Origin of the sequence: Centipeda felix (genome assembly GCF_900186465.1) — a bacterium.
GTDB classification, from domain to species: domain Bacteria; phylum Bacillota; class Negativicutes; order Selenomonadales; family Selenomonadaceae; genus Centipeda; species Centipeda felix.
In genome coordinates this window covers 63325-84655 of the sequence record NZ_LT891958.1, presented here as the reverse complement: position 1 = coordinate 84655, position 21331 = coordinate 63325, and the positions used below count along the sequence as shown (strand labels likewise).

The window sequence follows — 21331 nt, the reverse complement described above, 5'->3', positions numbered from 1 at the left end:
TCCTGGATGATCAGAACATGACGCGTGGATAGACATAGTCCGCCTGGAAACCGAGTGGAATGTTCAGCCACCAGAAGACATAGAGCATAATCGTCAATGAGATGAGAAGCGTGATCGTGTACGGCAGCATCAGAGAGCTGAGCGTTCCGACCCCCGTATTTTTGTAGTATTTCTGACAGTAGACAATGATCAGTGGGTAGAAAGCGAACATCGGCGTACAGACATTGACCGCCGAATCGCTGACGCGAAACGCCGCCTGTGTAAGCTCCGGTGCGATGCCGACGGCCATCAGCATCGGCACGAAGATCGGCGCAAGAATTGCCCACTTTGCAGAGGCTGATGTGATGATGAGATTGAGCATGCCGACGAAAAGAATGATACCGAAGATTGTCACCTGAGGTGGCAGTGCCAGAGACTTGAGGAACTCTGCACCCGAGATTGCAATCAGCGCGCCGATGTTGGAGGCACCGAAAACATACATGAATTGTGCCGCAAAGAAATAGAATACAATGAGCTGAATCAGCGTCTTGGTGATCTCTTCCATCGACTTGGTAAAGTCCTTGGAGCTGCGGAATTTTCCGCTGATGATCCCATAGACGACACCAGTTGCGGCGGCGAGCAGGAAGATGATTGCCACAATGGACTGCATGACGGGAGCCTTGAAGCTGGCAATGTTGCCGTTCGGGTCACGCAGGATGGAGTCCTCCGGCAGGAGAGCGAGCACCAGACCAATGAGCAGGAGGGTGAGGACAGCACTTGCGATGTAGAAGGCACGGTTTTCCTTCGGCGTGACGGAGAGATCCTGTGCGGGTACATCGATATCCTTATCGACCGGGCATGCTTTGCGGCACCAAGGATCGACGATGCGCTCGGTTACACACCAGCAGGCACCGATGACGATGAATGTCGAGCCAAAGGCGTAGAAATAGTTGCACAGAACATTGACCTCATAGGTCGGATCGATGATCTGCGCAGCCATCTGGGTGAATCCCTGAATGACAGGGTCGATTGCCGAGGGCGTATAGTTGGCCGCGAATGCACCGGCAATCCCGGCAAAGGAGGCTCCGATTCCCGCCAATGGGTGTTTTCCCGTCGCATAAAACATATACGCGGCGATCGGGATGATAATCATGTACCCGGAGTCCGGTGCCAGATGGCTCAGCATACCGACGAGGATGACGATCGGCGTGATGAGGGCCTTCGGCGTGACGGAGAGGATTTTTTTCAGGCCCGTGTTGATGTAGCCCGAGCCGTCGGCAATGCCGATGCCGAGCGTGGCTACGATAACCATGCCGAGTGGCGGGAACCCCGTGTAGTTCGTCACCATCTTTGTGAGCAGCGTTACGAGAGCGGCCGGGCTCATCATATTGGTGACCTCGATCGGTGCACCGGTCGACGGATGCACGTAGTCAAAGTGCATTTGTGAAAGGATTGCGGATAGGACACAGGTGATCACAAAGGCGCAGATGAAAAGCATGGTGATGTCGGGAATCCGATTGCCCATCTTCTCGATCCATCCAAGGATTCCTCCGACACTTTCCTGCTTTGGTGGTGCACTGCCGTGCATTTCGGTTGCCATTTAAATACCTCCTAAATAAATACAATTCTGCCTCTTTTTCCGTTTTAGGAAAAGTGCTATTAGACAGAAAAAACTAATAAGAATATTATTTCGACGTATATGGGTGAAATCCTCTTGTTAATAATGTGGTAATTATAAATAGGACGCGAATAGTTCCGTGCTTTCTTACATAAGCAACAAAAAAACGCCATTTCGTATGGAATGGCGTTTTTTCTATCCTTACTGTGCCAGCGCGTTGACCTTCTTGGCAAGGCGTGACTTCTTGCGTGCTGCAGCGTTCTTGTGGTAGACGTTGTTTGCAGCAGCCTGGTCGATGGACTTATATGCTGCGACGAGGAGGGTTTTCGCCTCATCTGCGTTGCCGGCAGCAACAGCATCGTTGACGCTGCGGATGGCACGGCGGACGCGCGTCTTTTCTGCAACATTGCGTGCATGGCGCTTGGCGTCAGATTTTACACTCAGAATGGATGCCTTAATGTTTGGCAAATCGTTCACCTCCTCAATGAAAAATGTACTGCGTCATTCTATCACACGGATAAATAAAATGCAATATTTTTTTCGGGACGCTTTCGGGGCAATCACCTTGGGTACTGTATTCCTTAATTTATTATTGTTTCTGCGCTTGCCATTACAACAATCATATATTATAATCATGCTACGATAAATGATGTAGAGAGGGCGAAACGTCACGCCTTTTCAAAAATTTTTTTGAAAATTGAAAGAAAAATGCAGGAAATTTCTTTTCGTGTATCGAATATTTACCTATGAAACAATAAGCAGGGGGAGAGAATGCGAGAAGAAATGCGTTGGAAAGAAGCTGAAATGCGTTTCAAATCGGCAGAAACATGGCGTGTCGAACAAGTGCACCATAGACTTCGTCGATCAGCCATTGCATACATGGTGGGGATACCGCCCGGTATCCGTGAGGGGAGAATGTCCTATGAGAAAGATTGAATGCTTGGCAATGATTCTGGCAGGCGGGCAAGGCAGCCGCCTCGGCGCACTGACGAAGCGTGTCGCAAAGCCCGCTGTCCCGTTTGGTGGGAAGTACCGCATCATTGATTTTCCACTGAGCAACTGTGTGAATTCCGGTATTGAGCGCGTCGGCGTGCTGACGCAGTACCGTCCGCTTGAGCTGAACCAGTACCTCGGCTCGGGCAGCGCATGGGATCTCGATAAGCGCGACGGAGGGCTTTTTGTCCTGCCTCCGTACGCGCGCGAGAAGGGTGCGGACTGGTATCGCGGTACAGCGGATGCCATCTATCAGAATCTTAACTTCATTGATATGTCGGATCCCGACTATGTGCTCATCCTCTCGGGCGATCACATCTACACGATGGACTATGCGTGGATGCTCGAGCAGCATAAGAAGACGAAGGCAGAGGCGACCATCGGTGTCTTTGAGGTGCCGTGGGATGAGGCACCGCGCTTCGGCATCATGAACACGGACGAGACCGGACGCATTATCGAGTTCGAGGAGAAACCCGCGAAGCCGAAGAGCAATCTCGCGTCGATGGGCATCTATATCTTCAGCCGTGACTATTTGGAGAAATATCTCACGGCAGACGCGAAGAGTGAGACATCCAGCCACGATTTTGGCAAGGACATCATTCCGAAGATGCTGACGGATGGCGGACGCCTGTATTCGTACGCATTCAACGGCTACTGGAAGGATGTCGGTACGATTGAGAGCCTCTGGCAGGCAAACATGGATCTCCTGCAGGACGAACCTCCGTTTGAACTGTCGGGCAAGTGGCGCATCTACTCATTCAATCCGTCGATGCCGCCGCAGTTCGTCGGCAAGGAAGCACGTATCGTGCGCTCGATGATCAGTGAGGGATCGATGATCCTCGGAACAGTCGAGAACTCCGTGATCTTCCCGGGCGTGCATGTTGCCAAGGGCGCTGTGGTACGCAACTCCGTTCTCCTGCCCTCGGCACGCGTCGGCGCAGATGCGGTGGTGGACTACGCCATCCTGGCACAGAACGTCACGGTCGACGCGGGTGCACAGGTCGTCGGTGAGCAGTCGCAGATCGCCGTGATCCCCGAGGGGGAGACTGTGACAGCTGCAGAGAGTGAGCAGCAGGTCGGCTGAGCTGCTGTGAATGGAAAGGTGAGACGATGAACACTATCATGGGATTGATCAATCTGCAGGAGGACGGCTCGCTGATTCGTGAGCTTGCCGACCGCCGTGCGGTGGAATCCATTCCCTTTGCCGGACGGTACCGCCTGATTGACTTTGCCCTGTCGAGCATGGTCAATTCCGGCATACGCAAGGTGGGCGTGATGCTCCCCGATGAGCCGCGCTCTGTCCTCGATCATCTGCGTTCCGGTAAGGATTGGGATCTGGCACGCCGCCACGATGGGCTCTTCTACCTTCCTGCCGTGCCTGATGAGACGCAGCAGCGAAAGGGCGATCTCAAGAATTTCTATCATAATCTTGACTTTATCGAGCATGCCTCGGCAGACTATATTCTGCTCGCGAACGGCAGTTTCGTCTACAATGTGGACTTTGACAAGGTGCTGCGCTTCCATCAGAACACGGGCGCGGATATCACGCTCGTCTCGCATACGACTGAGGATGAGAACACGGGCAGCAATGTGGTCATTGAGACGGCGGAGAACGGGCTCATTCTCGATATTACTGAAAAGCCTGTCGCCTACGAGGGGATGAAGGTCTCCATGGGCGTCTACCTGATGGAGAAGGACGTCTTTGTCGAGTGCGTCCGCTATGCCTACGAGCATGGCGGGCAAATATTCCTGCTCGACGGTATCATCCGCCGCGCTGCGAACTACACGATGTTTGCCTACGCCCACGACGGCTATATGGCACATGTGGACTCGATGTCCACATACTATCGTGCGAACATGGAGATCCTCGATCCGTCGGTCTGGGAGGAGCTCTTCATGGGTGAGCGCCCGATCTATACGAAGATCAAGGACGGCGTCCCCGTCCAGTACAAGGACACGGCGAAGGTGGAGAACTCTCTCATCGCAAATGGCTGCGTCATACGCGGCGAGGTGGAGAACAGTATCCTATTTCGCGGCGTGACCGTCGGGCGCGGGGTGAAGATCCGCAACTCGATCATCATGCAGAAATGCGACATCCAGAATGGCGCACTCGTCGAGAACGTCATCTGCGATAAGAATGTCGTCATCACGGCGGATAAGTGGCTGAAGGGAGCCATGGAATACCCGCTCGTGATACGCAAGAATGCGACGATATAGGCGTATAGGATTTGTCAGAAGCCGCTTGCGGCTTCTGGTTTGCTTTTGGGGATGCCTGCCGCCGGCAGGAAGCGGAATAAGGGAACTCTCGGGGCGTTGGAAAAGGAGTGGACGTTTTGGCACATAAGGAACAGATGGCAAGACCCGCAGGGAAGTCTTACGAAACGATGAAGAAGATCCTGAAGAGCCGCTTTATCACAACGGCGCACGTTCTCTTTGGCCGGGATCTCGACGAGCTGACCGAAGCCGAAATCTACAAGACGATTGCAGCGACGGCGAAGCAGTCCATCTCGGACAACTGGATCAAGACGAATCGGCAGTACATGCAGAAGCGCGTCAAGCAGATCTACTATTTTTCCGTTGAGTTTCTGCTCGGTCGTCTCCTGCGCTCCAATCTCATCAATCTGGGCATTGAGGAGGCGATGCAGGAGGTTCTGCAGGAGTTCAATTTGAAGCTCTCGGACGCCTACGAGGAAGAGCCGGATGCGGGACTCGGCAACGGCGGCCTCGGCCGTCTCGCCGCCTGCTTTATCGACTCGCTCGCCGCACACCGTCTGCCGGGGCATGGCTGCACCATCCGCTATCAGTACGGACTTTTCGAGCAGAAGATCGTTGGCGGAAATCAGGTGGAGCTGCCTGACAACTGGCTGCGTGACGGCTTCGCGTGGGAGTACCGCAAGCCCGATAAGTCTGTCGATGTGAAGTTCTACGGAAATGCCTACATGCGTGAGGTGGACGGCAAGCTGGAGCTCGTCCATGAGGATCCGATGATCGTCATGGCGGTTCCGTACGATGTGCCGATTGTCGGCTACCACGATGCGACGGTGAATACGCTGCGCATGTGGAACGCCGAGGTCAATCGCGACTTCTCCGACTACGGGGCGCTGACCCAGGAGCAGATCCACCAGCGCAATCAGTATCGGGACTTTGTCGAGTCGATCACGCGCTATCTCTACCCCGACGACAGCACGTTCGAGGGGCGGCGGATGCGCCTCATTCAGGAGTATTTCTTCGTTTCGGCAGGCGTACAGAGCATTGTCCGTCACTACAAGAAAACGGGCATGAGTATCTACGACTTTGGCAGAAAGATCGGCATCCACATTAACGATACGCACCCTGCACTCTGCGTGGCAGAGCTGATGCGTGTGCTGGTCGATGACGAGGAGCTGACGTGGGAGGATGCGTGGGCGATTACGCGCGACACCATCGCCTATACGAACCACACGATCATGCCCGAGGCGCTTGAGACGTGGAGCGTCGATATGTTCCGCCCGCTGCTCCCGCGCATCTACATGATCATCGACGAGATCAACCGCCGCCACCTCGAGGAGGTGCGCCGCCGCTATCCGGGCGACGAGGAGAAGGTACGTACCCTCTCCATCATCCAAGACGGCGTCGTACACATGGCGCGGCTCTCCATTGTCGGCGGGCACAGCGTCAACGGTGTGGCGAAAATCCACACGGATATCCTCAAGTCGACGACGCTGCATGACTTCTACGAGTACACGCCGCGCAAGTTCAACAACAAGACGAACGGCATCACGCACCGCCGCTGGCTGATGGGGGCAAACCCCGAGCTGACTGCTCTGATCGACGAGTCGCTTGGCTCGCGCGTATGGCATCGCCACCCGGAGCAGATGGACGGACTGCATCCATTCGTCGAGGATGCGCATTTCCGCAAGCGCCTGATGGAGATCAAGCATCTGCGCCGTGAGGGGCTGGCACGCTACATTGAGGCGCACAACGGCGTGCGCCTGAATCCGGACTCCATGTTTGACATCCAGGTGAAGCGCATCCACTCCTACAAGCGCCAGCTGATGAATATCCTGCACATCATGTACCGCTACCAGCGTGCAAAGCAGGACAAAAACTATCTCACATTGCCTGTGACCTACTTCTTCGGGGGAAAGGCAGCACCGGGCTACTACATCGCAAAGGAGACGATCCGTCTCATCAATGCCGTTGCCGACCGCATCAACAAGGATCGTTCGCTCAACGACATGATGAAGGTGATCTTCATCGAGAACTTTGGCGTCTCCATCGGCGAGCTGGTCTATCCGGCGGCGGACGTCAGCGAGCAGATCTCGACGGCGTCGAAGGAGGCGTCGGGCACAGGCAACATGAAGTTCATGATGAACGGTGCCATTACGCTCGGCACGCTGGACGGAGCCAACGTTGAGATCCGCGAGGCAGTCGGCGATGAGCACTGCGTCATCTTCGGGCTGCGCGCCGAGGAGGTCATGGACTACTACGCGAATGGCACCTACTCGGCGTGGGATGAGTACAATACCAATGAAAAGGTGCGCAATGTGCTGAATCAGCTCATCGACGGCACCTATGGAGATTTCCGTTCGCTGTATGACTATCTCCTGCACGCGAACGATGAATTCTTTATCTTGAAGGACTTCAACGCGTACGATGAAGCACGCGTTGAGGTGATGAAGCGGTTCCTTGACAAGGAAGGCTGGGCACGTACGGCGGCGATGAACGTCGCGTACTCCGGCCGCTTCTCGTCTGACCGCACGATTGACGAATACGCACGGGATATCTGGGACATCAAGCCTTTGATCATCTCCTGACAGCGTATTCGGGGGGTAAATAGGAGGGGTTTTATGAAGACGTCGGCACTCAGTGAGTTTGATCTTTATCTCTTTCATCAGGGGACGAATTATCACGCACAGGAAATGCTGGGCGCGCACTTTATCGAACGGGACGGCAAACGCGGTGTCCGTTTTACCGTGTGGGCGCCGAATGCAAAATCCGTCAGTGTTGTCGGCGGATTCAACGACTGGGACGCCAATGCACAGCCCATGCAGCGGGTCAGAGACGGTGAGATCTGGGAGACTTTCGTCGAGGGACTCGGCGAGGGCGAGATCTACAAGTACGCCATCGAGCCACAGTGGGGCGGACCGCGCATTATGAAGGCGGATCCCTACGGGTTCTATGCGGAGAAAAAACCGCAGACCGCATCCCGTACCTATGATATGAACCACTATGAGTGGAAGGACGCAGCGTGGCAGGAAAAGAAGGCACATGAGTCCTCCTACGAGCGCCCCATGCTCACGTACGAGGTGCACGCGGGCTCGTGGCGGCGCACGCTGGACGGTGAGTATCTCTCCTACCGCGATATGGCGGATCAGCTCATCAGCTATGTCAAGGAGATGCACTATACCCACATTGAGTTCATGCCGCTCTGCGAGCACCCCTACGATGGGTCGTGGGGGTATCAGGCGACGGGCTACTTCGCCGTGACGAGCCGCTACGGCACGCCCGACGATTTCCGCTACCTCGTCGATACCGCCCATGCGAATGGCATCGGCATCATCATGGACTGGGTGCCGGGGCACTTCTGCAAGGATGAGCAGGGACTTCGCCATTTTGACGGAAAGAACCTCTACGAGTCCGACAATGAGCAGCGCGCGGAGAACTGGGAGTGGGGTACGACCAACTTTGACTACGGCCGCACGGAGGTGCAGAGCTTCCTCATCTCGAACGCTCTGTTCTGGTTTGAGGAGTTCCACATCGACGGCCTGCGCATCGACGCGGTCGCGAATATGCTCTACCTCAACTACGGGCGCAAGGACGGCGAGTGGCAGCCGAACAAATACGGCGACACGGGCAATCTCGAGGCGATGGAGTTCCTGAAGAAACTCAACGAGACGATCTTCAAGTATCATCCGCAGGCACTCATGATCGCTGAGGAGTCCACCTCGTGGCCGCTGATCTCCAAGCCCGTCTACATGGGCGGCATGGGGTTCAACTACAAGTGGAACATGGGCTGGATGAACGACATGCTCGACTACGTGAGCCTCGACCCGATCTACCGCAAGTGGAATCAGGACAAACTCACCTTCTCGCTCATGTACGCATTCTCCGAGAACTTCGTCCTGCCGCTCTCGCATGATGAGGTCGTGCACGGCAAGTGTTCGCTCATCAGCAAAATGCCGGGCGACTACTGGCAGAAATTCGCGGGGCTGCGCGGCTTCTTCGGCTACTGGATGGCACATCCCGGCAAGAAGCTGCTCTTCATGGGCGGTGAGTACGGGCAGTTCATCGAGTGGAACTTCGACGACAGTCTTGACTGGCATCTCGTCGAGCAGTACCCGATGCACACGAAGATGCTCACATACTCCAAGGCACTGAACAAATTCTACGTCGATAACAAGGCGCTCTGGCAGGTCGATTTCGACTGGAACGGCTTCCAGTGGATCGACTGCAACGATAATGAGAATAGCGTCGTCGCCCTCGTGCGGCGCGCCGAAGAGCGCAGCGATTTCCTCGTCTGCGTCCATAACTTTACCCCCGAGGTGCGCCATGGCTACCGCATTGGCGTGCCGACGAAGGGCACCTACGTCGAGGTGTTCAACTCCGATCTGGAGGAGTTTGGCGGGAGCGGCGTCGTCAATGCGGGCGATATCACCAGCGAGGATTATCCGTTCCACGGGCGCGACCAGTCCATCGTCATCACTGTTCCGCCGCTCGCGACAGTGTTCTATCGTCTGAAGGGACAGAGCGGGGCAGGAACGCCGATCAGTGAGACGGTCAAGACCGATGTCGTCGCTGAGCGTCGGCGTGCCGGCGGACGCGGCACGGAGACGGTGGACAAGAAAAAGGTGGCCGTGAAGAAGGCTGCGCCGAAAAAAGCTGCCACTAAAGAGGATGCCCCCGCGGCTGAGGCAAAGACAGCGCCCAAGCGACGCACGGCGACGAAGACCACATCTGCTGCGCCGAAGAAGCGCACGACTGCCGCCAAGACGGCAACTGCTGCGGCGGAGACCGAGGCTGCGCCCAAGAAGCGCACAGCGACAAAGCGTACGACGGCGAAAAAGAATGAGGACGCGGTGCAGACCGTGAAGAAGACCGCATCCGCACGCAGCGTAAAAACGGCGGTGAAGGACACCGAAACGGGCAAGAAGAAAACGGGCATGACCGCTGCCAAGAAGACCGCGCGCAAGACGGTGCAGGATACGGAGTCTGCGCCGAAGAAGGCACGTGCCGCCAAGGTATAACCCGCACAGATCTGCACCGAATACAGGCGGGGATAGAAGAAACGGTCGGATGATTACGGCACCGGCCACATGAGAAGGAGGATATTGGGATGAAGGTACTATATGCAGCATCGGAAGCAGTACCCTTTGTAAAAACCGGCGGGCTCGCTGACGTGGCAGGATCGCTCCCTGCCGCCCTCGTCAAGGCGGGCGTGGACTGCCGCGTCATCCTGCCGAAGTACGGGTCGATCGACCCCGCAATCCGCAGCAAGATGAAGCATATCTATGACGGCACGCTCCATGTCGCATGGCGTGAGAAATTTGTTGGCATCGACTCCTACGAGTACGAAGGCGTGACCTACTACTTCGTGGACAACGAGGAGTACTTTAACCGTGAGGGCTATTATGGCTACCCTGACGATGCGGAGCGGTTCTCCTTCTTCAGCCGCGCTGTGCTGAATTGCATTCCCGCACTGGACTTTCAGCCCGACATCATCCACGCCAACGACTGGCACACGGCGCTCATCCCCGTCCTTCTCAAGCTGGAGCATCCGGATGATCCGCGCTATACGAAGATCAAGACGCTCTTTACCATCCACAATCTGCGGTATCAGGGCATCTTCCCGAAAAATGTCATGTCGGATGTGCTCGGGCTTGACTGGAAGTACTTTAACAATGGGGACTTTGAGTTCTACGATGCCGTGAACTTCATGAAGGCGGGGCTCATCTACACCGACTATATCTCAACTGTCAGCAAGACCTACGCCGAGGAGATCCAGTACGAGTACTACGGGGAACATCTCGACGGACTCCTGCGCAAGCGTCAGAAGGATCTCTTTGGGATTGTCAACGGCATCAACAACACAATCTACGATCCGAAGACGGACAAGGAGATCTATGTCAACTATGACGTGAAGAGCGCTGCCGAGGGCAAGGTCGACAACAAGGTGCGCCTGCAGCGAGAGCTCGGGCTTGCCGAGTCGCGCCGGACACCGCTCGTGGCGATGATTACACGCCTTGTGCCGAACAAGGGCATCGATCTCATCACGCGCATCATCGACGAGATGCTCGAGCACGAGGATATGCAGTTCGTTCTGCTCGGGACAGGTGAGCACGACTACGAGGAGTGGTTCAAGGAACTGGCGTGGCGGCATCCGACGAAGGCATCGGTCAATATTCGCTTCTCGAATCAGCTGGCACAGCGTATCTATGCTGGCTCGAACATCTTCCTCATGCCGTCGACCTTCGAGCCGTGCGGGCTCGGACAGCTCATCGCCATGCGCTATGGCTCGATCCCTGTCGTGCGTGAGACGGGCGGTCTGAAGGATACCGTCGTCCAGTTCGATCGTTCCGACCCTGACAAGGGCAACGGTTTCCTCTTCTACGAGTACAACGCGCATGAGATGATGTATGCGGTGAAACGCGCGCTTTCCGTCTACGAGAACCTGCGTGAGTGGCGTCAGCTCGTCTATACGGCGATGAAGAGCGACTTTAGTTGGACGCGTTCGGCAGGGGAGTACAAGAAGCTCTACGAGCGCCTTCAGAAAAAGAAATAACAGATTTTAGCTAATTTGTAAGAGTTTTTCCACAAAACCGCTGGTGAATTCGTTTGAACGATAATGAACGATTCGCCGGTGGTTTCTGTGTATAACCAAGAGGAAAGGAGAGGCACTATGCTGGAATCCTATCAGGTAGAACATAATTCGCAGAACATCTACTTCCGCTCCATCGTCGGCGCGGCGGAGGCGGGGAGCCGGATGCGTCTCGGCCTGCAGCTCCGCACGGGTGAGCCGGTGCGGCAGGTGCTCTTGCGGCTTTGGCAGGATCAGGCGGGGGAGCAGCTCGTCACGCTCGTGTCGCATGATGCGAATGCCGCACAGCGGTTCTACACGGCGTGGATCGAGCTGCCGGATCACGGCTGCCTTCTCTGGTACTACTTCATTATCACGATGGAGAGCGGCACATATTTCTATGGGAACAACGCGGAGATGCTCGGCGGCGTCGGCGCACTCTATCGCGAGCAGCCGCCCTCCTATCAGGTGACGATCTACAATCGCGGAGCGCATACACCGGACTGGTTCAAGAACAGCGTCATGTATCAGATCTTCCCCGACCGCTTTGCGCGCGCGGGGGATACCATCGTGCGCAAGAAGGGCGCTGTCATCCGTACGGACTGGACGGACGACCCGATGTATCTCAAGGATCCCGACACGAAGGAGATCATCGCCTATGACTTCTTCGGCGGAAATCTGCGCGGGGTCATGGAGAAACTCGACTACCTCGAAAAACTTGGCATTTCGTGCATCTACTTCAACCCCGTGTTTGAGTCCGAGAGCAATCATCACTACGATACGGGGGACTATCATCACATTGACCCCATGCTGGGCGATATCGAGGATTTCCGCCGTCTCGTCGCGGCGGCACGCGAACGCGGCATCCGCATCATCCTCGACGGCGTATTCAGCCACACGGGGAGCAACAGCATCTACTTCAACCGTCGGAAGCAGTATGATTCGCTTGGCGCATATCAGTCGAAGGAATCGCCGTACTACTCGTGGTACCATTTCCGCAATTTCCCAAATGAGTATGACTGCTGGTGGAATTTTGACACCCTGCCAAACGTCAACGAGACGGATCCATCCTACATGGACTTCATCATCACAGGGGAGGACAGCGTCCTCCATCACTGGATGAACGAGGGGATCGCGGGCTGGCGTCTGGACGTCATCGACGAGCTGCCGCCGACCTTCTCCAAGACCTTCTTTGCCGAGCTCAAGAAGCGTAGCCCCGACGCAGTCATGATCGGTGAGGTCTGGGAGGACGCGTCGAACAAGGTCGCCTACGGCACGCCGCGTGAGTACCTCTCGGGCAACGAGATGGACTCGGCGATGAACTACCCGCTGCGCAGTACGATGTTGGACTTCCTGACGGGGGCGGCAGATGGTGCGCTGACGGTGCGGCGCATGGCGAGCCAGATCGAAAACTATCCGAAGGAAAATCTCTACGCCATGATGAACCTCATCAGCAGTCATGACGTGCAGCGCGCCATCACCATCCTCGGCGATGTCCCATACTACGAGGGCATGCCCGCGATCGAGCAGTCGCGCGTGCGCATGACGCTCGATCAGGCGATGCTCGGTATCCGCCGCCTCATCATGGCGACGCTCTGGCAGATGTCCTATCCCGGCGTGCCGAGCGTCTACTACGGCGACGAGATCGGGATGCAGGGGTTCAAGGATCCGTTCAATCGCCGTCCCTACGACTGGGAGCATGGCAATCTCGAGATCCGCGACTGGGTAACGCGCTTCATTGCCGTGCGCAACGGGAACGATGCTCTGCGCACGGGCGACATCCTGCCCCTCTACGGGGCGGGCGACGTCATCGCCTATGCGCGCACGATCCGCTCGGGCTACGACGTGTTCAATGAGGAGAAGGAGCCCGGTATCTTTGTCGTAGCGTTCAACCGCAGCCGGACGGAGACGCTGACCGTCGATCTCGACGTGAGCGACTTTGCCTGTGGTGTGTTTGAGGACGTCTTTAAGCCCTCGCGCACCTACGAGGTCGAGCGCGGGCATCTGCGCGTCCGCATCCCGCCGCTCTTCGGCCTGCTCCTGCGCGAGCGACAGGAGGAGCAGCGATACGAGCGCAAGGCGGGCATCCTCCTGCATCCAACCTCCCTGCCCTCAAAGTACGGCGTGGGCGACTTCGGCAAGGAGGCGTACCGCTTCGTTGATTTCCTTGCAGATGCAGGGCAAAAGGTCTGGCAGATCCTCCCGCTCAGCCCCGTCGGGAGCAGCTACTCCCCCTATCAGTCCATCTCCGCCTTTGCGGGGAACTTTATGCTCATCGACCCCGAGCCACTGGCTGCGCGCGGCTGGCTGAAGGAGAAAGACCTTTTCCTGCCATACGAGGCGAACTCGGGCTTCATCAACTTTGATCGCGTACGCACGTTCAAGAAGGAGATTCTGGAAAAGGCATTCCGTGCCTTCCGTGCGCAGGGGGCGGCGGATGCGGATTACCGTGCGTTCTGCGAGAAGGAAGCATACTGGCTCGAGGACTATGCGCTCTTTCACGCGGCGAAGAAAGAGTACGGCGGCGCTGCGTGGACGGAGTGGGATGCAGCGATCAAACGCCGTGACCCTGACGCACTCCGCTCGCTCCGTGAGCGGCAGCGCGATGCGATGGAGCTCGACTACTTCAAGCAGTACGTCTTCCATACGCAGTGGAACCGCCTGCACGACTACGCACGCGCGAAGGGAATCGAGATTCTCGGCGATATGCCGATCTTTATCGCGCAGGACAGCGCGGACGTCTGGGCGCATCAGCACCTCTTTGACCTGAACGAGGACGGCACGCCGCACACCGTCGCGGGCGTACCGCCCGACTACTTCGCCGTGAACGGCCAGCTGTGGGGGAACCCGCAGTACAACTGGGACGCCATGGCGGCGGAGAAGTACGCATGGTGGAAACGCCGTTTCCGTAAACTGCGCGAGCAGGTGGACATCATCCGCATCGACCACTTCCGCGGATTCGAGTCCTACTGGTCGGTGGACGGCAAGGCGGAGACCGCGCTTAACGGCACGTGGCTCAAGGGCCCAGGCAAGGCCTTCTTCGACGCGATCGAGAGCGACCTCGGCAAACTCAACGTCGTCGCGGAGGATCTCGGCATCATCACGCCCGACGTGGAGCGCCTGCGTGACGACTGCGGCTTCCCCGGGATGCGGATCGTCCAGTTCCTCATCGCAGGAAACAGCTCGGGGCGCATCGGCTTCACCGCGCCCGAGAACAGCATCGTCTACACGGGGACGCACGACAACAACACCACCGTTGGCTGGTACAGCCGCGACATCGACGAGGTGCTGCGCGAATCGCTCGCAAACCTCGTGGGGACGACCTCCGACCGTCCGCGGACCATCTGCCAGCGTCTCATCAAGGCGGCGTACGCCTCACGCGCCCGCATGGCGATCATCCCCATGCAGGACATCCTCGGGCTCGACGAGCGTGCACGCATGAACACCCCGGGCACCGTTGGGCTCAACTGGCGCTGGTGTCTCAAGAAGGACTACCTCCTCGAGATCGACCCGCAGAAACTCAAGGCCCTTTGCGTGCGTTATCGGCGGTGAGAATGGGAGCGCGTTGAGCTAAAAGGGATTTTTAGAGGGAGACGAAATGGCAATAAAAGTATCAGACTACATTGCGGACTTTCTTGCAGCGCATGGCGTGCAACAGGCGTTCTCTGTGGTTGGCGGCGGTGCGATGCACCTTAATGATTCTCTGGGACATCATGATGCTCTTTCGACCATCTATCACCATCACGAACAGGCGGCAGCAATGGCCGCAGAGTCCTACACACGTCTTCATGGCGAGATGGCAGTGCTATGTGTGACGAGCGGGCCGGGGGCACTTAATGCGATCAGCGGCGTCGTTGGAGCGTATCAGGACTCAATTCCGATGATCGTTTTGTCGGGGCAGGCGAAGAGTACACTGTGCATTGCCGGTTGTGGCGGAAAAATTCGTACGATTGGCGGGCAGGAGGCGGATGTTGTCTCTGCGGTTCGTCATAATATGACGAAGAACGCTGTTATGCTGATGGATCCAACGCGTGTTCGTTATGAGCTTGAGAAAGCATTCTTCCTCGCACAGGAAGGCCGTCCGGGACCATGCTGGATCGATATACCACTGGATGTGCAGGGCATGTATGTGGAAGAAGCAGATTTAGAAGGCTATGAACAGCCTGAACCCGAGGGAAGGACAGATGTGCGGACAGCGGTACAGAAGGTCCTTGCACAACTGAAAAAAGCAGAGAGGCCCGTCCTCTATGCAGGTAATGGAATCCGCTTGTCAGGTGGCATGCAGGTGTTTAAGCGCTTGTGTCAAGTACTCCGCATTCCCGTTGTAACCTGTTGGGGCAGTATCGACCTCATCGGATCGGACGACCCGCTCTACGTGGGGCGCGGCGGGAATATGGGCGACCGTGCGGGCAATTTTGCCGTTCAGAACAGTGATATGGTGCTCTCTATTGGTGCCAGTATGAGCATCAATCAAGTCGGCTGGAATACGAAGACATGGGCGCGTGCTGCCTATGTGGCAATGGTTGACATTGATCCCCTTGAGATGGAAAAATGGATCGTTCACGTTGATTTGCCAATCTGTGCAGATGCAGCAGAGTTCATGGAGGTACTTCTGCATGAGGCAGAGGGCGTGTCACTGTCCTATGACGCATGGCTGCAGCGCTGTGCAGCGTGGAAAGAGCGCTACCCTGTTGTGCAGGAGCGTCATCGACAGGCATCCGGAAAGGTCAACCTCTATGCATTCCTCGGCGTGATGAGCAGAAATCTGCCGAGAAATGCGGTGACCATTGCTGCCAATGCTTCGGCGAGTGTCGCGGGAAGTCAGGCGTTCTACATCAAGGATGGTGATCGCTTCCTCATCAATGGGGCAATGGGTTCCATGGGATACGCACTTCCTGCCTCCATTGGAGCCTGCCTTGCAAATGGGAAAAGACGCGTATTCTGTATCGAGGGCGACGGAAGCATCATGATGAACGTCCAAGAGCTCCAGACCATCGCGACAAACCGCTTACCGATTGTTCTGTTTGTGCTCAACAATGAAGGATACCATCAGATTCGCCAGACGCAGAGCAATGTGTTCGCGGGACATACTTTCGTTGGCGTTGGTCCTGCAAGTGGTGATCTCGGCTTCCCCGACTTTGGGGCACTTGCAGCTGCGTTTGGGCTGCCGTACGTCCGCATTGAGACGAATGACGGACTGGAAGAGGCTGTTATTGAAACCCTTGCGGCGGATGGTCCCCTCCTGTGCGAGGTCATAGTCAGTACAGATCAGCCATTTGAGCCAAAGTCGGCAACGAAGAGACTGGCAGACGGCTCACTCTTTTCGCCGCCGTTGGAGGATATGGCGCCATTCCTTTCACGTGAGGAGCTCGCAGAGAATATGATCATTCCACTCGTCGAGGAGAAGTCAAACGGAAAAGGTGCGACGAAATGAAGATTTTACGCGATACGTGCCCTGTTTGCGGCACACCGACGGAGCGAGCGCGTCACGTCTTTCGACGGGACTTCTCTGCCGCAGCCTCCATCATGCCGTTTCGTGCGTATGATGTCTGCGCGTGTTCCGCCTGTGGTCTCTTCTACGCGGGAAACATCGAGGAGTCCATGCCGCTTGCAGACTACTATGCAATGTTATCGCGTTATGAGGGGACATCCTTTGTCCTCTCAGCCCCGATGAAACGCGTCTATGAGCGCGAGGCGGCATTTATTGCGGAACACATTGGCAAAGATGCACGTATTCTCGATATCGGCTGTGCATCAGGCGGACTGTTGGGAGAATTGCAACGTCGTGGTTACACGCATTTGACAGGTCTTGAACTGTCGGGGAAAAACTGCACGTACATCAAGGAACACTATGGGATTGAGGCCTATCAGGGAGGGCTTGGAAGGCTTCCTGAGGATCTTGGAGGGGCCTTTGATCTTATCATTCTAAGCGGTGTGTTGGAGCATCTGCTTGATTTGCAGAAAAATGTGAAGGAGTGCTTGTCTCTTTTGGGGGCACATGGGAAACTCTATCTCTTTCTTCCTGACATGGAACAGTTTCGGACCCATGCAGACCTCTATCAGGAGTTCAGTGCGGAGCATATCAATTTCTTCAGCAGTGCCAGCCTAAAGGCATTTCTTTCGACGGTTGGTATGGAGCCCCTCTCCATGGCTCGTGATGAAGAGGCCGTCTGCGGCGTGGCAGGAAATCTGCACGGGATATGGCGGCACAGCACATCCTCTGCTGGGGTGACGGTACATCCGAACATGGCAGAGACATCACGCAGACAGGATGAGGCAGCGATGCAGGAATATCTGGATGTGTGCGCTGAACTTTTGGAGCACGTCCGTATGCGTATCACAGCGGAACTTCCGCGTGGAAAAGCGTTTGTGTGGGGAGCAGCAACACAGACAGCGCTTCTCTTCCAGATGGGAATATTGTCGGAAGAGAATGTATTCGGTGTCGTGGACTCGAACGCCAATTATCACGGATCTGAGGCTTACGTGGGGATGATCTCCTCTCCTGAGATCCTGCGCGATCACCCCGATGTTCCTGTCCTTATATCATCACAGTATGCGCAGGATGAGATAGCCTCGGTGATCCGCAACACCATGCGGCTCTCCAACCGCATTATCCAGTTGTTTTGAGAGGGAGCAGGTTCTACGTATTGTTATTTACGGTAAGGAGCAAGAAGATGACAGAGAACATTATGCTGCTGGACTGCACACTGCGTGATGGCGCGTATATTACCGAGTCACATTTTGGTACGCCTGCAATCAAGGGAATTATTAAGAAACTGCAGGAGGCGCGTGTTGATATCATTGAGGTTGGTTGGCTGAAAGACAAACAGCATGAGGAAGGAACAACGTTCTTTCATCTCCCGACGGATGTCGTTCCTTATCTCGTAGAGCCATCAGAGCGAACAACATACGTTGCGATGATCGATTGGGATCGCTATGACACGGAGCAGCTTCCCCCTTGCGATGGGGCATCCATTGATGCGATTCGCGTCGTATTCCCGCATGGAAAACATAAAGAAGGCCTTGCTGTTGCAGAGAAAATACGTGCAAAAGGGTATCGTGTATTCCTGCAAGCAGCGAATACGATGGCGTACAGCGATGCAGATTTAGAAGATCTGGTAGAGGCAGTGAACGCCTTTTCACCCGTTGCGTTATCCGTTGTCGATACATTTGGCGCGATGTATGAGGAGGATTTGGAGCGGATTGTTCGTGTGATAGATGCAAAGCTCGACAAGGCCATCGGACTGGGGTTCCATTCGCACAACAATCAGCAGCTCTCCTTTGCGCTGACCATTCATTTCGTCAATTTGCTGGAGTCATCCGGGCGCACCGTCATGGTAGATGCGAGCCTTTGCGGCATGGGACGCGGCGCGGGCAATGCGACGACGGAATTGGTCACGAGCTATCTCAATCGAAAAAAGCATGGCAACTACGATTTGGACGCCATTATGGATGCCATCGACACCTACATGGAGCCATTTCGTCAGACTTATACATGGGGATACTCTACACCGTACTTTATTGCGGGACTTTACCAGTGTCACGTCAACAATATCGCATATCTTCAGCGCAATCATAGGGCAAATGCACGTGATATGCGCAATATTATCGCATCTCTGTCGCAGGGAGAACGGCGCAAATATGACTATGACCTACTTGAACGCCGCTTCCTAGAAAACCAGTCCCGCCACGTGGATGATGAGGCGGCGATACGTGCTCTTCGTAAAGCGTTTGGGGAACGCACGATACTCCTGATTGCCCCCGGACGATCTGTTGTGGACGAGATGCAGCAGGTACAAGCCTTCATTGATCAGGAACACCCGGTCGTGATGGGGGTCAATGCGATTTGCAACGGTTATGACTATGACTACCTATTCTTCGTCAACAGCGCACGTTATGATTATGCCCAAAATGCACATGGAACGTCCTTTGCAGCGGCGAAGAAAATTGTTCTTTCGAGCATCCAACCGGGGGATGGGAACGACGCGTTTGTCCTTAATTTCAATCGTGCGGTCAAGCGCGGCTGGACCCATTTCGACAATGCGGTGATTTGTGCCCTTCGTCTGCTGAACAGCATCGGGGTCAGGCGCGTGGCGATTGCGGGATTCGACGGATTCCGTCATGCGTATAATGAGAGCTATGCGGATCCCCTGCTGCCAACGCTAAATCCGGATAATCGCTGGGATGAACTAAATATAGAAATTGCCTCGATGTTTGAAGATGTGCGATCCTCTGTGAAAGGCGCGATGGAGATCTCATTCGTTACGGAAAGCCTTTTTGACACGGATGGAAGGAGACCTGTGTAATGACGGACAACGATTGGATGCGGCGCCTGAAAGAAGGATTGCAGAAAGCGGCAGATCATGTGAAGACAGTGCGCGGCAAAAAAAAGGAATGGCTGGTATTCGGCACGGGCTCGACCACCGAACTTTATCTGCCGTGCTTTGAAGTGGAGGACATCGATCCCGTTGCCTATGTGGACAATAATAATGCCAAGTATGAGACAGGGTGTCGTGGCAAGCCAGTTATTCCACCGTCTAAGGTCTCTGCATATCCGGATGCAGCTGTTCTCCTCTGTACAGATGATCGGCGAACCTGCAGGGAGATCGGCGCACAGTTGACAGCGATCGGCATTCCGTACTTGCTCGTGGCTGAGTATGTGTATGCATGCCATGCAGCAGAAATCATGGAGAATGCAGATGCGTTGGACAAGGTGTCGTGCGCAGTCTATGCAGATCGGATTCTGGCTCATCTTGAAAATCGTCCTTTGCAGCACATGGAAAGAGTGGCATATTTCTCGATGCCGGAATTTTACGGATGCGCCTACCGTGAGGTGTTTGTAGATATTGGTGCATACGTCGGGGATACGATTGAGCAGTACCTGTTTAGTCGCCAGGGCGGTTTTTCACGCATCTATGCCATTGAGCCGAATCGGGTATCATTTGAGGCTCTTTCCGCTCGTGTGGAACGGCTATGCCGGGAGTGGGCACTTGATCGCGAGCGAATACAGCTCATTCAAGCAGGAATCGGAAAAGAGAGCTGCCATGGGCATGTCGTTTCCGGCAGCGGGACAAATGCGCAGCTTGGCTCACGGGTTTCCGAGGAGGCGGACTCAGGTGATGCACTTGTCATTCATAAAATCGACGAGCTTTTTAGGGATGAGCATATCGGGTTTTTGAAGGCAGATATTGAGGGCTATGAGCTTGATATGCTGCAGGGCGGCATCCATGTCATCAAACGTGATCGTCCGAAGCTTGCCGTGTGTATTTATCATAACTGCTCCGATATGTATCGCATTTTCGCCTATTTGCGGCAGGAACTTACGGAATACCGTTTTGCTGTACGACACCACGCATACTCTTTCGCAGAAACGGTACTCTACGCCTGGCCGGCGGAGATGGGCGTATAAGGGAGCCTCCAAAGATGCGAGCTACATAGCGGATCCAGGCACTCTGCGTGCGCTATCGGCGGTGAGAATAGGGGACTGTTAGAAACGGATTGACAGGATAAAAGAATTTTAGTAGAATTAAACAGAAATTACATACGTTTTCCGAGCAAAAATATCCTAAGGGCTTATGCCTATGGTATTGCGCCTGAGCAGATACATGGCTGTGTGTCTGTTCACAGGGCCGTCGCAGAAATGCGGCGACCTTCCCATATTGAAAAGGAGAACGATGAAACAGGATGACTCTGAGTGTGTTCTTGCAGAAACTGTTCTTCGTGCGGTCAGTACGGGGAACAGTCTTTTTTGTGCAGGAATAGGAGAGGTATTCATGAAGCACAGCAGGAAACATTCGACGGTATTTGCAGCAGCGGTCGCGGCAGGATTTGTCTTCCTCCCGCATGCGTATGCAGCGGGTGCGGACTACACGACGGATACGGTCAATGTCGACGCAGACGGCGTCGACAAGTATCTCGTGACAACGAACACAATCACGGAGCAGGAGATCAAGGAGCGCGGCTAC

General features: G+C 55.3%; 12 protein-coding genes and 1 riboswitch. Of the genes, 10 read left to right on the top strand and 2 right to left on the bottom strand.

The window, feature by feature from the left end; translation table 11 throughout:
- Positions 1–10: 10 nt before the first annotated feature.
- Entirely contained in the window at positions 11–1579 is a 1569-nt protein-coding gene (locus tag C1713_RS04770) for an AbgT family transporter (protein ID WP_170950773.1), read from the bottom strand.
- A gap of 219 nt (positions 1580–1798) precedes the next feature.
- A complete protein-coding gene (gene rpsT, locus C1713_RS04765; protein ID WP_040572641.1) occupies positions 1799–2065 on the bottom strand; it encodes a 30S ribosomal protein S20 in 267 nt (88 codons plus the stop codon).
- Positions 2066–2519: 454 nt separating this feature from the next.
- On the opposite strand from rpsT, the gene C1713_RS04760 reads away from it, so the two are divergent.
- The 10 genes from C1713_RS04760 to C1713_RS04715 all read left to right on the top strand — a co-directional run bounded on the left by C1713_RS04760 (position 2520) and on the right by C1713_RS04715 (position 20775).
- Positions 2520–3674 (top strand): glucose-1-phosphate adenylyltransferase, encoded by a 1155-nt coding sequence (locus C1713_RS04760; RefSeq protein WP_102493197.1) that lies wholly within the window; start codon positions 2520–2522, stop codon positions 3672–3674.
- Between the two features lie 26 nt (positions 3675–3700).
- The gene (gene glgD / locus C1713_RS04755) at positions 3701–4807 is read left to right on the top strand and encodes a glucose-1-phosphate adenylyltransferase subunit GlgD (RefSeq protein WP_102493196.1); all 1107 of its coding nucleotides are present in this window, start codon (positions 3701–3703) and stop codon (positions 4805–4807) included.
- A gap of 134 nt (positions 4808–4941) precedes the next feature.
- Entirely contained in the window at positions 4942–7386 is a 2445-nt protein-coding gene (locus C1713_RS04750; protein WP_245871033.1) for a glycogen/starch/alpha-glucan phosphorylase, read from the top strand.
- Between the two features lie 33 nt (positions 7387–7419).
- Positions 7420–9816 carry a 1,4-alpha-glucan branching protein GlgB gene (gene glgB, locus C1713_RS04745; protein WP_102493194.1) on the top strand — a complete coding sequence of 799 codons (2397 nt, stop codon included), beginning with the start codon at positions 7420–7422 and terminating at the stop codon, positions 9814–9816.
- An 89-nt stretch (positions 9817–9905) separates the two neighbouring features.
- Positions 9906–11351 carry a glycogen synthase GlgA gene (glgA, locus tag C1713_RS04740; protein WP_102493193.1) on the top strand — a complete coding sequence of 482 codons (1446 nt, stop codon included), beginning with the start codon at positions 9906–9908 and terminating at the stop codon, positions 11349–11351.
- Positions 11352–11468: 117 nt separating this feature from the next.
- The gene (gene malQ, locus C1713_RS04735) at positions 11469–14918 is read left to right on the top strand and encodes a 4-alpha-glucanotransferase (protein ID WP_102493192.1); all 3450 of its coding nucleotides are present in this window, start codon (positions 11469–11471) and stop codon (positions 14916–14918) included.
- Positions 14919–14964: 46 nt separating this feature from the next.
- The gene (locus C1713_RS04730; RefSeq protein WP_102493191.1) at positions 14965–16800 is read left to right on the top strand and encodes a thiamine pyrophosphate-binding protein; all 1836 of its coding nucleotides are present in this window, start codon (positions 14965–14967) and stop codon (positions 16798–16800) included.
- A complete protein-coding gene (locus C1713_RS04725; protein ID WP_102493190.1) occupies positions 16797–17993 on the top strand; it encodes a class I SAM-dependent methyltransferase in 1197 nt (398 codons plus the stop codon). The genes C1713_RS04730 and C1713_RS04725 overlap by 4 nt, the downstream gene beginning before the upstream one ends.
- Before the next feature lie 47 nt (positions 17994–18040).
- Positions 18041–19672 carry an aldolase catalytic domain-containing protein gene (locus tag C1713_RS04720; protein ID WP_102493189.1) on the top strand — a complete coding sequence of 544 codons (1632 nt, stop codon included), beginning with the start codon at positions 18041–18043 and terminating at the stop codon, positions 19670–19672.
- Positions 19672–20775, top strand: a complete 1104-nt coding sequence (locus C1713_RS04715; RefSeq protein WP_102493188.1) for an FkbM family methyltransferase — start codon at positions 19672–19674, stop codon at positions 20773–20775. The genes C1713_RS04720 and C1713_RS04715 overlap by 1 nt, the downstream gene beginning before the upstream one ends.
- Before the next feature lie 127 nt (positions 20776–20902).
- Positions 20903–21052, top strand: a riboswitch (molybdenum cofactor riboswitch).
- Positions 21053–21331 lie beyond the last annotated feature (279 nt).